We start from the raw sequence: 14,530 nt of genomic DNA, 5'->3' as shown, positions 1-14,530 counted from the left end.
CCGCTCCTGCGAAGGCGTCCGGCCTCGGGCCGGTACCGGTCGGGGGACCGGGAGGTCCCGGAGGACGCCCTGCGCGCTACTTGTTGCCGCGCAGCTTGTCGAACAGGGTGCTGAGCGTGGAGCCCAGGCTGTGGCGCCCGTCGCTCTCGGCCATCAGACCCTTGCCCTCGCTGTCGGCCGCACCGGCGTGCTGGCCGGCCGGACGGCGGGTCCAGGCGAAGAACAGCGCGATCAGGATCGCCGGGATGATGGCCAGGGTCAGCAGACCCGTGCCGCTCATCACGCCGTCCGCACCGGTGAGCTCGGCTCCGGAGAGGTCGTTCGCGGCGGTCTCGGCGGTCACGCCGCCGTCGCCGTTCCCGTCCTGGCCCTCGGCCGCGGCCGCGTCCTCGGACTGCTCCTGCTCCTTCGCCTGCTCCTCCTCCTTGGCGGCCTGGTCGGCGCCGTCCTCGGAGGTCTCCTTCGCGGTCTCCTCCTTCGGCTCCTCCTCGGTCTTCTCCTCGGGGAGGGGGGAGACGGCGTCCTCACACTTGTTGCCGGGCTCCTGGAAGGGGTGCGGGGCGCCCTCGGTGCCGTTCCCGTCGCCCCACTCGGTGATGTAGTACTCGACCTCGGCGTGGCCGTTGCCGCCGCCGACGGTCAGGGAGTTCTCGTCGAAGCTCGTGCCCATCATGTCGGCGAAGGTCTTGCCGTCGATGTCGAGCAGAACGTCGCAGTCCGCAGAGGGCTCCCCGGGACCGCGGTCACCGATGAAGAACTCGTACTCCTCGCCCTCGTAGACGATGTAGCCCTCGGTGCCGAGCGGCCAGCTGGGGCTGGAGAACAGCCCCTTCTGCATGGGCTCTCCGCCCGCGGGTGCACCGGTGTCCCCGTTGATGCCGGAACCGTCGTCCCAGAAGTAGGTCGCGGTGACTTCGCCGTGCTGAATGGGAGTTTCGTTGCTCATAAATTAATGGCCAGGTTGACGACAGGGCCGAGAAGACCGTGGGCACGACGCTCCAGAACACGCGGGCACGCTCGGTGCGCCCCGCGAGGGCGTCATGTCAGGGATCTCCCGCGTCGCTGGCGGCGAGTGGCGGGCGGGAACGGGAGCACCGATGGAATTCGGTGGTCCTCCGGCGTGAGCGCGTGGATACGCGCCGCCCGATTCCCGGTGAGGGTCTCGACTCCCTTGCGGCACTCGGCCGGTCAAGGGCTCGGCATCGACTCGCTAAAGACTCATAACGAAGCGATCACGAGGACACTAACCCAGGTTTAAGCAAAGTGTGCAAGCCTTCCAGGTAAAATGACAGCACGTGTTTACCCGTATACGTATCGCAGTGCCCTGGGAAAGGACCCCTGGAACGCGAGAACCCCTGCCGGACAGGGGTTCTCGGACGTATGCGGAGAAGGCGGAGGGACCGTTCCGTGGCCCGCGTCATACACTCGCCCGAGTTGACACGAAGCGTGAGAGGTGGGACGGGAGGCCGTGTACGGGCCGAAAAGGTCACGGTCCACGCGCCGAGGTCCCGCGGTGCGGTCGGGGGCGGCGCGGTCAAGGCCGAGCAATGCCCGTCCCGGGCGGGGGTCAGCGGCGACGGGGGCCTCTCCCCTCCGGGCAAAGAGAACTCCGGACGGTTGCCCGTCCGGAGTGTCAAGAAGGGGTCACGTGACCTGGCCGCGCCTGGCGAAGCGCTCCTGGCGCCACTCGCCCGTCCCGACGACCTCGACCAGGGCTGTCGCGGCGTCCCACACGTCGACGTGGCGCAGGTACAGGGGCGTGAACCCGAACCGCATGACGTCGGGGGCCCGGAAGTCACCGATCACCCCGCGCGCGATGAGCGCCTGCACGATCGCGTACCCCGCGCCCTCCTCGGGCTCCACCAGCGCCACCTGGCTCCCGCGCCGGGCGTGCTCGGACGGGGTGATGGAGGAGATCCCCGCCTGCGCCGCCCGGGAGAGGAACAGGTCGGTCATCGCCAGGCTCTTGGCTCGCACCTGGGCCAGGTCGGCCTCGGCCCACACGTCCAGGGAGGCCTCCAGCGCCGCGTCCGCGACCAGCGGCTGCGACCCGCTGAGGAAGCGCGAGACCCCCGGCGCGGGCTCGTAGTCGCCCGAGAAGTCGAACGGGCGGGCGTGCCCGTGCCATCCGCTGACGGGCTGCTCGGCCACCGCGTGGTGGCGCCGGGCCGCGTACAGGAACGCGGGGGCGCCCGGACCGGCGTTGAGGTACTTGTAGGTGCACCCGACCGCGAAGTCGGCCCCGCTGCCCGACAGGTCCACCGGGACCGCGCCGACGCTGTGGCACAGGTCCCACACCACCAGGGCCCCGTTCTCGTGGGCCAGGCGGGTGATGCCGGGCATGTCGCGCAGGGTCCCGCTGCGGTAGTCCACGTGGCTGAGCAGCAGGACGGCGACGTCGCCCCCGGCCAGTGCGGCCTCCAGCCCGGGACCGTCGGGGTCCACCCTGCGCTGGACGGCCCCGGCCAGCGCGACCGCGCCCTCGGCCACGTACAGGTCGGTGGGGAAGTTGCCGGCCTCGCCCAGCACGACGGAGCGGTCGGACATCCGCAGCGCCGCGACCAGGACCTTGAAGAGGTTGGCGGAGGTGCCGTCGCCGACGACGACCTCGTCCGCGGCGGCGCCGACCAGCGGCGCGACCTTGGCGCCCAGGGTGCGCGGCTTGTCCCACCAGCCCGCGTCGTTCCAGCTTCGGATGAGGTCCCGGCCCCACTCGCGCTCGATCATGTCGGCCACCCGGCCCGGGGTGGAGCGCGGCAGCGCGCCCAGGGAGTTGCCGTCCAGGTAGATCACGCCCTCGGGGAGGACGAACTCCTCACGGAACGCGGCGAGGGGGTCGGCGGCGTCGAGCGCGACGCAGTCCTCACGGGTGGTGGGCGTCATCGGTTCCTGCTTCCTGCTCGTGCGCGGGGCGCGGCGTACTGGTCAGACGGAGCTGCGGAGGGACCACAGCTCGGGGAAGACGTCCTGCTCGGCGTTGCGCGCCAGCCAGGTGAGGCCGCTGGAACCCCCGCTGCCGGGCTTGCCGCCCATCGTCCGCTTGACGGCCACGAGGTGGCGGTGGCGCCACCGCGTCACCCTCTCGGCGACGTCGAGCAGCGCCTCGGCCAGCAGGAACAGGTCGTTCCCGGGCGCGTCGTCGGCGTAGACGGCCGTCCACGCCGCCTCGACCCCGTCGCTGGGCTCGTAGTCCTGTGTCCAGTCCCGCTCGACGCGGTCGGCGGGCACCGGGAGGCCGCGGCGGTGGAGCAGGCGCAGCGCGGCGTCGTAGAGGCCGGGACTCTCCAGTACGGCCCTGAGCTGGTCCGCCACTCCGGCCATGGCCTTGTGCGGCCGGATCATGGCGGCCGACTTGTTGCCGAGCAGGAACTCCAGCTTGCGGTAGCCGTAGGACTGGAACCCGGAGGCCTCGCCGAAGGAGTCGCGGAAGCGGTTGAACTCGGTGGGGGTCATGTCCCCGAGCAGGCCCCAGGAGTCGTTGAGCACGTCCTGAGCGTTGCACGCCCGGCGCAGCCACGCCAGCGCGCCGGGCACGTCGTCCGCCTCCAGCGCGTCGCGGGCCGCCTCCCAGCGCTCCTGGACCAGCGCGAAGAGCAGCTCCATCACCTGGGTGGCGATGATGAACGCGGACTCGGCCGGCTCGGCGGTGCGCGGTCTCCGGAGGCCGAGCAGGGTGTCGATCCCGACGTAGTCGACGTAAGGGGTGTTCTTCTCGAAGGAGAGCGTCGGCCGCCCCCCGTCGGTCGCGGCCCGGCGCGCCCGGGCCGCCTCGGCCCCTTCCGCGTCCTCGCCGGGGGCGAACGGACACTGCTGGGCGGCGGTGGAGAGCATGACGACCCCTTGTCGGTACTGCTTGAGCGGCTGTGCGGGCACCGCGCGGCGCGGGGAACCGCCCCGGCACACGGCACCGTGTACGTGAGGTCACATCATCGGGCAGACACAACCGCGAAAGGAATGGCCGACGAACACGCAAGTCGGGCATTGGCCTAGCATTCGTCATGGTTAACGAGCTTCGACCTTGGGAACGCAAAGCATGGCCTCACGACTGGCAACCCCGCTGGACGGCGTCGACCAGCGCATCCTCTCCGAACTCCAGCAGGACGGGCGGCTGTCCTTCAACGAGCTGTCCCGCAGGGTCAACCTGTCGGCGCCCGCCGTCGCCGACCGCGTCCGCCGCCTCACCGACCGCGGGGTGATCACCGGCTACCACGCGCACGTCGACCCGGCCGCCGCCGGGCTCCCGGTGACCGCCCTGGTCCGGATGGAGTGCTTCGGCGCGCACTGCCTGCTGCGGGAGGGCTCCTCGCTGGAGCTGCCCGAGATCCTGCAGGTGCACCGGGTGACCGGCGACGACTGCTGCGTCCTGCTCATCGCGGTCCGCTCGATGGAGCACTTCGAGGAGGTCATCGACAAGCTCGCCGAGCACGGTCGCCCCTCCAGCACCATGGTCATGTCCAGCCCGGTCCCGTGGCGGGCCGTCAGCGCGCCCCGTACGCCATGAGCGTCCTCATCGACTCCGCGGTCTGGCCCGGGCCGCGCGGCCTGCTCTTCGCGCACCTGGTGAGCGACAGCTCCTTCGACGAACTGCACGCCTTCGCCCGCGCCATGGGGGTGGACCCGCGGGCGTTCGACCGCGACCACTACGACATCCCGGGCCACCTGCACGCCCGTGCGCTGGAGCTGGGCGCCGCGCACGTGACCGGGCGCGAGCTGGTCACCCGTCTGCGCGCGGCGGGGCTCCGGCGGCGCAAGGCCCCCAGGGTGGGCGGGCGGCCGTGAGGGCCCGCCCGGGGAGGCGCACGGCTCCCCCTCCCCGGGTGCGGGAGGGTCAGGGCGGCGGGGCGTCCAGGGGCGCCGGCGACGCCAGCCGGTCGAGTTCGGCGAGCATGTTGGCCCGGGCCCCGGCCTCCCAGTGCTCGCGGCCGAACGACGTGTGGAACAGGTGGGGCCCGTTCAGCAGGGACCGCAGGACCGCGGTGCGGCCCTCGCGGAACACCCGGTCGGGGACATGGCGGTACTCGGCCCTGACCGCCGCCGTGTAGGCGAGGTACTCGTCGGCCGGCGCGCCCAGGACCGACAGGTCGGCGTCGCAGACGACCGCGCCGTCCGCGTCCCCCTCCTCGGGGCGGTGCGCCGCGGTCACACCCACCAGGCGCACCGCCTCGCGGACCCGCCCGGGCTCCACGCCGATCAGGGACAGCAGGCGCCCGGCGAGCTCGGCGCTCTCCTCCTCGTCCCGGCCGGGGCGCCCCTCGTACACCGCGTCGTGGAACCAGACCGCGTAGCGGACGCAGTCGGCGTCGCGCGCCTCCTCCTGGAGGACGTCGACGGCGCGGAGCGTCTCCCACAGGTGCAGGAGCGTGTGGTAGCGGCGGTGCGGCTCGTTCCAGCGGTCCAGGAGCTCCGCCCCGACCGCGGCCGCCTCGGGACCGCCCCCGGCCAGCCTCCGCCAGGCGGCGGCCAGCAGGACCGCCTCCTCCTCGTTCAGTGGCAAGGTCTCTCACCGTTCACGCGGGTACCTCGGACACTCCCGGTCCTTCCCACCCGGGCGCGTCGCCACCCGGCCGGATCAGATGTCGGACGCGTCCGCCGTCCGTGCCCCGGGGGCGGGGACGGCGGACCGGTGCACGAGCACCGGGTCCACGGCCTCGCAGCGGGGCTCCCCGGCGTCCGTGCCGGGGCGGCCCCGCCACCGGCCGGAACCCGCGGACACCCGGTGCGCAACCGGGCATCACGACGATTCTCGGCCATATCATGGGATGAATTTTGTCGTCTCCACTGATGGCCCGCGCAGGACCGCCGTGCTGGAATCCGGGGAGCGGGAACCACGAGCGGGACGGGGTCGGGATGTCACCCATCGAGACACTGCGGCGGATGCACCGGATCGCCGGGTGGCCGCTGCTCCTCGCCAGTTTCCTGGCCCGCCTGCCCATCTCCATGGCCCTGATCGGCATGCTCACCCTCGTCACCGCCACCACCGGCAGTGTGGCGGCCGCCGGAGCGGTGGCCGGCGCCTTCGCCCTCGGCGAGGCCGTCGGCGGCCCGGTCATCGCCCGCTTCGCCGACCGGCACGGGCAGCGGACCCCCGTGCTCGTCATGGCGCTGGTCGACGCCGTCCTGATCGTCCTGCTGGTCCTCGCGGTCCGGTCCGGGACCCCGACCCCCGCCCTCGCGGCGCTGGCCGCGGTCACGGGCATGTGCCTGCCCCAGATGGGGCCCATGGCCAGGACCCGGTGGGTGGTGCTGATCCGCCGGGGACCCGACCGGGGCGCGGAACGGGAGCGCTCGGTGTCGGCCGCCATGTCGGTCGAGGGCGTACTCGACGAGGCCGCGTTCGTCCTCGGCCCCGCCCTCGTGGGCGTGCTCACCGTGACCCTCTCCCCGTCGGCCGGCGTGCTGGGCGCCGCCGCTCTCATCGGCGTGTTCGGGGCCGTGTTCGCCCTCCACCGGACCGCCCCGGCAGGGACGCCGCCGGTGCGCGGCTCGGAGGGCCGGATCGCCACCCCCGCCCTGCTCGTGCTCACCGCCCCCATGTTCTGCCAGGGGCTGTTCTTCGGCGGCATGTCCACCGGCGTGACCGCGTTCGCGGCGGCCTCGGGGTACGGGGACCTGTCCGGCCTGATGTACGCGGTGATGGGCGCCAGCAGCGCGGCGGCCGGGCTGCTGATGGCCTCCCTGCCCGCCGGGTTCTCCCTGACCGCCCGGACGCGGGTCGCGGCCGGGGGCCTGTTCGTGCTCAGCCTGCCCCTGTACCTGGACCACGGGCCGGCCACGCTCGCGGTGGCCGTCTTCGTGCTGGGCGCGGCGATCGGCCCGCACATCGTGAGCCTCTTCGGGCTCATCGAGCGGGCCGCCCCGCCCAGCCGCCTCTCCCAGTCGATGGCCGTCGTCCTGAGCAGCCTGATCCTCGGCCAGGCCCTGGGGTCCGTGGTCTCGGGCGCCGTCGCCGACGCGTACGGCCACCAGGGGGCGTTCGCCCTGGCCACGCTCGGCGGACTGGTCTCCTTCGCCGTCGCCGTCCTGGTGATGCGGGCCCGCTGGTACGCGCGGACCGGCGAGGCACGGGACGAGCCGGGGGCCGGAGCGAAACCCTCCGCCGCCCCCTCGGCGGGGACCCGTGCGGCGCCGCTCGCGGAGCCGGGTGATCCTGGGAACATCGGGCGTTAAGCCCGCGTTAAAGAGGGGTCCGTCCCCCTACACACCCACCTAGGCTTGTGGACCGTGCTCGAACTACTGACCAGCATCAATCCCCGGCGCAAAGAGGTGCCCGTGCCACAGCTCAACGGGCTCGCCCGCGTCACCCTCTCCGTGCGGGACCGCGACGAGAGCGTGCGCTTCTACCGCTCCGTCCTGGGTTTCAAGGTGCTCGGACGACGCGACCACGACGGCACACTGCGCAGCGAGTGCCGTCACCCCGCGTCGGGCCTGATGGTCGCCCTCATCCAACACCGCGACAACTTCAAGAACCGGTTCGACCGCAGGCACTGCGGCCTGGACCGGCTCACCCTGGGCGTCGACAACCTCGGTGAGCTGGAGGCGTGGGAGGAGCGGTTCGCGGACATGGACGTGGAGCACTCCCCCGTCATGCACCGCGAGGAGGGCTCCACCCTGCTGTTCTACGACCCGGACGGCACCGAGCTCGGGCTGTTCTGCCCCGCGGAGCTGGACGCCGACGAGGACTGATCCGCCCCCGCCGGCTCCGTCCCTCCCGGCACACGGGAAGGCCCTGTCAGTCGGTCTCGACCAGCTTGAGGCGCACGTCGCGCTCGCCCAGCTCGTCCACGGCCGAGCGCGGGAGCCGGTCGTCCGTGATGATCAGGTCGAACTCCTCCAGGCTGGCCACCCTGAAGGTGCCGAACTTGCCGTACTTGGTGCTGTCGACGGTGAGCACGCTCTTGGAGGCGATCCGCAGCAGCGCCTGCTTGGCGACCACCTTGGCCTCGGAGGGCGTGGTCGAGCCGCGGTCGACGTCCCACGAGCTGCTGGCGATGAAGGCCAGGTCCACGTTCACCTGCCGCAGGAAGTCGGCGGTGAACCGGCCGACCGAGGAGTGGTCGGAGTGCGAGACGACGCCGCCGGTGTGGATCAGTTCGATCCCCGGGTACTCCATCAGGTGCCCGACCACGTTGAAGTCGCTGGTGATGACCGTCAGGCCGACCTTGTCGGTGAGCAGCGGCACCATCTGGAGCGTGGTCGTCCCCGCGTCCAGGTAGATGGTGAAGTTCTCTCTGACCAGCTCCGCGGCGGCGCGCGCGATGGCGCGCTTGGCGGGGACCTCCAGCTGGGCCTTGGCCAGGTAGGAGGGTTCGCTCTTGAGCCGCGCCGCGAGCCGTACCCCACCGGTGACGGACAGGACCTTGCCGTCGTTCTCCAGCGCCTGGATGTCGCGCCGGACCGTCATGTGGGACACGGACAGCATCGACGTGAGCTCGTTGATACTCAGCACGTGACGCTCCTGGAGGAGCTTCAGGATGTGCTCTCGTCGCTGGTCCGGGATCATCGTTCGCCTCACACTCGGGGGCCGGCCATGGGGACACCGTGCGATCACGACGCCATGTAACAAAGTTTCCCAGCTCATCGCGCCCGGAACGGTGCTCTCCGGACGTGAGTCCTCTCGCAATCGCGGCGAAGGGGCCCGGCCGCTCCGGCCGGGGCGGGCCCGGGCCACCGCCGCCGCGGACCTTCTTGGTGGATGTTTTTCCTGTTTGCGCCACGTGGGACGGCGGAATTTGCCACCCTTGACCGCATGACGCTGTCCATCGCACTGCGCGGAGACACCGCCCGCTTCCCGGGCAACACGCTCCCGGCCCTGCGTTCAGCCTGGCGCGCCGGGGCCGATCTGGTCAAGATCGACGTCCACCTGACCTCGGACGGCTACTCCGTCCTGGTCGACGAACGACTCGTGGCCCTTCCCGGTTCCCCGCCCCGCCCCGTGGACGGACTCACCCTGGCAGAACTCGCCGGGGTGCGCGACGACGTGGAACGGCGCATACCCACCCTGATGGAGGTCCTGGCCGAGTTCGGCGCCCACGGGCCCCCGCCCCTGCTCGTCGGCGCGGACACGCCGAGGGCCGCGCTGGCCGCGGACACGCTCCTGCGCGAACGCGGGTTCGGCGACCAGGTGCTCTTCACCGGTTCGGCCGAGACCCTCGGCGCGCTCCGGGCCAAGAGCCCCGGCGCCCGGCTCCTGGCGGTCTGGGAGCAGCCGGACATGCCTCCGGACGAGGCCGTCCGCGCCCTGGGACCGGAGTTCCTGGGCGCGCACCACACGCTCGTGACCCGGGAAGCGGTCGACGAGATGCACCGCTTCGGGTATCGCGTCACGGCCTGGGCCGTGAACGAGTTCCCGGAGATGGCGCGTCTGATCGGCATGGGCGTCGACGCGCTCGCCACGGAGCGGATCGCCGACCTCGTGTCGCTGACGAGCGGTCGGGGCCGGGGAGGGGCGACGGCGGTCGGGGCCGTCTGAGCCCCGGGCCCCGGTCGCGGGCGCGGGCGGGAGGGCACGTTCCCGGAGCCCGCCGGGGGCCGTTCCGGCGCGTGGCCGCCGTGCCCGCGGGGGCTCGGCGCCCGCGGCCGTTCCCCGCCCCGTCGGGTTCCGCCGTTCCACGCCGCTTCCGGCCACCCCGCGGATACCCTGGAAAGCGATGGCCCCTCGGGTGAAGACCGCGCACCCCTCTCCTTCCCTGCGCCCTCCCGACGACGAGAACCCCTATGACGGCCCACACCTCGCCCCGCGCGCTCCGAGCCGCCGCCCCGGTCCTGGACTGTGCCGCGCGCCTCTTCGCCCGGCACGGCTCGCGCGGACCGGGCGTGTCCGAGCTGATCCGCCGCATCGCCCTGGAGACCGGGGCGGACACGGCCTCCCTCCGCAGGGCGTTCCCCACCCGCACCGACCTGGCCTACGCCGTCGTGCTCAGGTCCGCACACGAGCGGGTCGACGGCCAGCTGGCCGCGGACCGGCCGGACCTGCCCGCCGTCGAACGCATGGCCTCGCTGGTCAGACGCCATGTGGAGACCGGCTGGCGGCACCGGGCCGCGTCAGCCCTGGCACACGAGCTGCTGCCGGTGCTGCGGGCCGTCCACCCCGCGCGCCACAGGGAGGTCGGCTCCCTCCTGCGCCTCTACCGGGAGCACATGCGCGGGATCATCGAGGACGGCGCGGCCGCGGGCGCCTTCGCCGTACGCGACCCCGGCCGGGCCGCCGACGAGGTGCTGGAGACCCTCGACTCGCTCCTGTACTGGTACGACCCGGATGCGGGGCTGAGCCTGGACGGCCTCGGCGCCGTCTACGTGGACCTGGTCGTCCACCACCACCTGGGCTCCCCCAGGTGAGGGGCGGGCTCACCCGCCGACGAGCTGCTGGAGGTCCACCGACTCGGCCAGCGCCCGCAGTCCCGCGTCCCCGGGGTGGATGTGGTCACCGGAGTCGTAGGCGGGCAGGAGGCGGGCAGGGTCGGCCGGGTCGCGCAGGACCGCGTCGAAGTCCCACACCCCGTCGAACGGCGACGCCGGGTCACCGATCTGCGTGCGCAGGTAGGCGTTGACCTGCTGCCGTGCCTGCTCGACCTCCGGAGTGCAGCGCCGCTCCCCCCCGCAGGGACCGAGCGTGGCCACGAACACCCGGACGCCGCGCGCCTCGGCCAGCCGGGCGATCTGGCCGAGCCCGCTGATCACCGCGTCCGGGGAGGTGCCCCAGCGCAGGTCGTTGATCCCCGCGAAGACGACCACGGTCTCCACGCCGCTCTGCGCGAACACGTCCCTCTGGACCCGGTGGACCATGGCGACCCCGCTGGGGTTGGTGGACACCCCCTCCCCCGGGTACCCGTCGGTGACCACGTGGTTCCCGGCCACGCCGACGTTGAGCACACCGGGGTTGAGCACACCGGGCTGTGCCGCGAGGCGTGTGCTCAGCACGTCCGGCCAGCGGCTGTGGGCGTCGCGGGTGGACCGCGTCCCGTCGGTGAGGGAGTCGCCGAAGGCCACGATCGCGCCGGGCCCGTCGGCGACCTCGATACCGGTCAGGAAAGGCCACTGCGCCACACGCCCGGTGAACGGCGCCCCGGTGGTGTCGAGCGTCTGGTCGCCGCTGCCCGGCTCGCTGCTGTAGTTGGTGTCCACCGCGGCGTAGTGCACGGGGGCCGCGGTCACCAGTTCGGGGAGGTGGAAGCTCACCAGGACGTCGGTGTGCGGCGGCAGGAGGATCTCCACCGGGTCGCTGAACACCTGTCCGCCCGCCGGGATGACGGTGTCGGCGCGTCCGTCGAAGGTGAGGGGGACCGCGGCCCCGCGCGTGCCGGCGGCGTCCCCCTGCAGCGCCAGCGAGGCGGCGCCCACCGTGACGGGCTCCGCGGCGAAGGTGTTGTCGAGGCGGATCCTGGCGACGTGCCCTCCGGCGGTGGTGCGGACCGACAGGCGCAGGGTCTGGTCCTGCCAGGGGCCGACCTCCAGGTACCCGGAGGTGGCCCGCGCCCAGGAGCCGGTCCAGCCGGAGGAGGGGCGGCCGTCCACGGAGAACAGGTGCAGGCGGCCCCCGTCCCCGTCCACCCGCGGCAGGACCACGTGGGAGACCTCCCGGGCCGGGTCGACGGGCACGCTGCGCGCGTACAGGCGCACGGAGCCGAGGGTGGGGCTCGGTCCGCCGACGCCGGCGGAGTTGGCGTAGGGCAGCGAGAGCGCCGCGTCCCCCGCGGGTCCCTCGACCCAGTCGGGGACGGAGAGGACGAACTCCTGCTCCGTGCCGTCCGTGTAGACCACGCGGCCCGTTCCGTGGACCGCGGGGCCGCCACCGGCGCCGCCGATCCGCGTGGCGGTGGCCAGGAAGGTGAGCGATCCGTAGCGGTCCTCGTCCAACCGGAGCAGCTGGCCGTCCGAGACCACGTGGTCGGGGCGCCCGGGGGCGTAGTCGGGGAGCTCGAGCTCGGTGCCCAGGAGGACCACCTCGCGGCCGGGAGTCCACCCGGCGGCGGCCAGGGCCTGCGAGGAGAGGCTGTGGCCCGCGCCGTCGAGGTCGACGTTGGCGGCGGAGTTGTCCCGGGAGATGCCGATCTCGTCCACGAGGCTGGCGAAGGGGGTGCCGATGGCCCGGGGCGCCGCCTGCTCCTGCCGGTCCTGGACGCCCGCGTCCCCGTCACGCGAGGTCACGACGTAGAAGGCGGTCACGAGGACCGTCGCCACGAGGGCTGCCGCCGCGCCGCGGAGCAGGTGCGGGGCGAGGTCGTCACGTCTGCGGCGGTGCGCGCCGCGCCCCCCGGTCCCATCAGCGCCCAACGCTCGCCCTTCCCGATGAAGTTCCACCGACGTGTCGGACGACGCCGGGAGCACGGTGGTTGTGAGACGTGGGACACCTCTGCGCCCCGAACGGCCGCCAGTTTAGACGAGCCGTCCCCGCTCACACGGTCGTTCGGAGCATGTTCCGGACCGCGTCTGTGGGCACTTCCGGGCGGTCCGGAGTCCGGGGGAACACAGGGGTTCCCCGTCTCGCACGACGCCCGCCCGGCGGCCGGACGGACGGACGACAGGACCGGACGGCCCCTCTCCGAACGGTACGCAGAGGAATCCGTATGAATAAGACATACGCGCCGAAAGTCCACGAAGTTCACCAGGGCGGACACGGGTCCGCCCCCACCCCCTGCGGACGAAGGGGTTCTCCACCGGCCGAGGGCGGAGGGGCCCGGACCCGCGAACGGGGACCGGCGGGTCACGGACCGGCCGACCCCGACGAGCGCCCCGATGGCCGCACCTCGGCATTACCGCCACCGAGGATACCGGGATCTTCGGCACTCCTCCCCACGAAACCCGCCACCACCGGACGCACCCCGACCCATGGGGCTCTCGGGAGCCCGGAACCGGCACACGGGGCGGCCGGGACGGGAGGGACCGGCGCACCCGCCGCACGCCCCTCCGGGGCACTGGGAGGATCACACGGCCAATACAGGGACTAATCCCCCACAAGTAGCAGAATAGGACGGACGCGGCCTTGATGTCCTACTTCGGATTTACGCGAGGTACTTGGACGGGGCCGGGACCGGGTTCGACGACTTCCGAGGCCCGAAACTTCCACGCGTATTCGGCGCGGCCACCGGACGGAACCGTGGAAGTCCGTAGCCGACCGTAGGGCACAAGAAAGCGCCGCTGGCCTGTATCCGCAGGTCGGCGGCGCTTTTGGTGTGCCTGGAGGGGGTAGGCCGGGCAGGACTCGAACCCGCGACCCAGGGATTATGAGTCCCCTGCTCTAACCAACTGAGCTACCGGCCCGCCGTCGTCGGCAAACGTCATCCTAACAGGGTGTGTCCGGCGTTTCCGCGCCGTAAATCCGTTACAGGACAGGCCCTGCTGGGACCGGGTGCGCGGGCGCGCCGCGAACACCGCACCTGGGTCCCGGGCCCCGAGGGGGCTCGGTCTAGGGTGGTGGAGTGCGGCGCGCGACTGGACGGACCCCAGCGCCCGGCACCGACGCCGCGTATGACCCGTTGGTAACATCGCGGGTCGCACATCGTCGTCAGGAGAGTTCACGCCATGTCCAAAGCACCCGTCAACGTCACCGTCACCGGCGCCGCCGGCCAGATCGGATACGCCCTCCTGTTCCGGATCGCGTCCGGCCAGCTGCTCGGCGCCGACACCCCGGTGAAGCTGCGTCTGCTGGAGATCCCGCAGGCCGTCAAGGCCGCCGAGGGCACCGCGATGGAGCTCGACGACTGCGCCTTCCCCCTGCTCCAGGGCATCGACATCTTCGACGACGCCACCAAGGCCTTCGAGGGTGCCAACGTCGGCCTGCTGGTCGGCGCCCGGCCGCGCGGCAAGGGCATGGAGCGCGGCGACCTGCTCCAGGCCAACGGCGGCATCTTCAAGCCCCAGGGCGAGGCGATCAACGCCGGCGCCGCCGACGACATCCGGGTACTCGTGGTCGGCAACCCGGCCAACACCAACGCCCTCATCGCCCAGAGCAACGCCCCGGACGTCCCGGCCGAGCGCTTCACCGCGATGACCCGCCTCGACCACAACCGCGCGCTCACCCAGCTCGCCAAGAAGCTCGGCGTGTCGATCAACGACATCAAGAAGCTCACCATCTGGGGCAACCACTCCGCCACCCAGTACCCGGACCTGTTCAACGCCGAGGTCGGCGGCGGCAACGCCGCCAAGGCCGTCGGCGACCAGGCCTGGCTGGAGAACGACTTCATCCCCACCGTCGCCAAGCGCGGCGCCGCGATCATCGAGGCCCGTGGCGCGTCCTCGGCCGCCTCCGCCGCCAACGCCGCCATCGACCACGTCTTCGACTGGGTGAACGGCACCCCGGAGGGCGACTGGACCTCCGCCGCCATCCCGTCCGACGGCTCCTACGGCGTGCCCGAGGGCCTCATCTCCTCCTTCCCGGTCGTGTCCCGCGAGGGCAAGTGGGAGATCGTCCAGGGCCTGGAGATCGACGAGTTCTCCCGCGCCCGCATCGACGCCTCGGTCAACGAGCTCGTCGAGGAGCGCGACACCGTCCGGAAGCTCGGCCTCGTGTAGGGCCGCAGGGCCGCTGACGGGC

At 72.5% G+C, this 14,530-nt stretch carries 13 protein-coding genes and 1 tRNA gene; 7 read left to right on the top strand and 7 right to left on the bottom strand.

Features of this window, described 5'->3' with window-relative positions; translation table 11 throughout:
- Positions 1-76: 76 nt before the first annotated feature.
- The 3 genes from ACWGL3_RS08825 to ACWGL3_RS08815 form a co-directional block, all read right to left on the bottom strand.
- Positions 77-946, bottom strand: coding sequence for a hypothetical protein (locus ACWGL3_RS08825; protein WP_267945914.1), 870 nt, complete (start codon positions 944-946; stop codon positions 77-79).
- 698 nt (positions 947-1,644) lie between these two features.
- Positions 1,645-2,883, bottom strand: coding sequence for a kynureninase (kynU, locus tag ACWGL3_RS08820; protein ID WP_267945915.1), 1,239 nt, complete (start codon positions 2,881-2,883; stop codon positions 1,645-1,647).
- Positions 2,884-2,925: 42 nt separating this feature from the next.
- Positions 2,926-3,831, bottom strand: a complete 906-nt coding sequence (locus tag ACWGL3_RS08815) for a tryptophan 2,3-dioxygenase (RefSeq protein ID WP_267945916.1) — start codon at positions 3,829-3,831, stop codon at positions 2,926-2,928.
- A gap of 202 nt (positions 3,832-4,033) precedes the next feature.
- Here ACWGL3_RS08815 and ACWGL3_RS08810 point away from each other — a divergent pair, with 202 nt between their 5' ends.
- Positions 4,034-4,501 (top strand): Lrp/AsnC family transcriptional regulator, encoded by a 468-nt coding sequence (locus ACWGL3_RS08810; protein WP_267945917.1) that lies wholly within the window; start codon positions 4,034-4,036, stop codon positions 4,499-4,501.
- Positions 4,498-4,779 carry a DUF4031 domain-containing protein gene (locus ACWGL3_RS08805; protein WP_267950469.1) on the top strand — a complete coding sequence of 94 codons (282 nt, stop codon included), beginning with the start codon at positions 4,498-4,500 and terminating at the stop codon, positions 4,777-4,779. Before ACWGL3_RS08810 ends, ACWGL3_RS08805 begins: the two co-directional genes overlap by 4 nt.
- A gap of 49 nt (positions 4,780-4,828) precedes the next feature.
- Here ACWGL3_RS08805 and ACWGL3_RS08800 read toward each other — a convergent pair whose 3' ends face one another.
- Positions 4,829-5,494, bottom strand: a complete 666-nt coding sequence (locus tag ACWGL3_RS08800) for an HD domain-containing protein (RefSeq protein WP_267945918.1) — start codon at positions 5,492-5,494, stop codon at positions 4,829-4,831.
- Positions 5,495-5,847: 353 nt separating this feature from the next.
- On the opposite strand from ACWGL3_RS08800, the gene ACWGL3_RS08795 reads away from it, so the two are divergent.
- Both ACWGL3_RS08795 and ACWGL3_RS08790 read left to right on the top strand, forming a co-directional pair.
- Positions 5,848-7,167: an MFS transporter gene (locus ACWGL3_RS08795; RefSeq protein ID WP_267945919.1), complete on the top strand. Its 1,320-nt coding sequence runs from the start codon at positions 5,848-5,850 to the stop codon at positions 7,165-7,167.
- Positions 7,168-7,221: 54 nt separating this feature from the next.
- Positions 7,222-7,683, top strand: a complete 462-nt coding sequence (locus tag ACWGL3_RS08790) for a VOC family protein (RefSeq protein WP_378551779.1) — start codon at positions 7,222-7,224, stop codon at positions 7,681-7,683.
- Between the two features lie 46 nt (positions 7,684-7,729).
- Here ACWGL3_RS08790 and ACWGL3_RS08785 read toward each other — a convergent pair whose 3' ends face one another.
- A complete protein-coding gene (locus ACWGL3_RS08785; protein ID WP_267945921.1) occupies positions 7,730-8,500 on the bottom strand; it encodes a DeoR/GlpR family DNA-binding transcription regulator in 771 nt (256 codons plus the stop codon).
- A gap of 246 nt (positions 8,501-8,746) precedes the next feature.
- On the opposite strand from ACWGL3_RS08785, the gene ACWGL3_RS08780 reads away from it, so the two are divergent.
- Together ACWGL3_RS08780 and ACWGL3_RS08775 are read left to right on the top strand one after the other, a co-directional pair.
- Positions 8,747-9,469, top strand: a complete 723-nt coding sequence (locus ACWGL3_RS08780; RefSeq protein ID WP_267945922.1) for a glycerophosphodiester phosphodiesterase — start codon at positions 8,747-8,749, stop codon at positions 9,467-9,469.
- 245 nt (positions 9,470-9,714) lie between these two features.
- Positions 9,715-10,335 (top strand): TetR/AcrR family transcriptional regulator, encoded by a 621-nt coding sequence (locus tag ACWGL3_RS08775; protein WP_267945923.1) that lies wholly within the window; start codon positions 9,715-9,717, stop codon positions 10,333-10,335.
- A 9-nt stretch (positions 10,336-10,344) separates the two neighbouring features.
- Here ACWGL3_RS08775 and ACWGL3_RS08770 read toward each other — a convergent pair whose 3' ends face one another.
- Both ACWGL3_RS08770 and ACWGL3_RS08765 read right to left on the bottom strand, forming a co-directional pair.
- Complete coding sequence (locus ACWGL3_RS08770) at positions 10,345-12,270, bottom strand: SGNH/GDSL hydrolase family protein (protein ID WP_267945924.1); 1,926 nt, start codon at positions 12,268-12,270, stop codon at positions 10,345-10,347.
- Between the two features lie 913 nt (positions 12,271-13,183).
- Positions 13,184-13,257 (bottom strand) — tRNA-Ile (locus ACWGL3_RS08765).
- A 261-nt stretch (positions 13,258-13,518) separates the two neighbouring features.
- On the opposite strand from ACWGL3_RS08765, the gene ACWGL3_RS08760 reads away from it, so the two are divergent.
- Positions 13,519-14,508 (top strand): malate dehydrogenase, encoded by a 990-nt coding sequence (locus ACWGL3_RS08760; RefSeq protein ID WP_267945925.1) that lies wholly within the window; start codon positions 13,519-13,521, stop codon positions 14,506-14,508.
- Positions 14,509-14,530: the final 22 nt, after the last annotated feature.

This window comes from Nocardiopsis sp. NPDC055824 (assembly GCF_053616335.1).
Note: the sequence above shows the minus strand (reverse complement) of the source record. Positions and strands in the feature narration are given on the sequence as shown.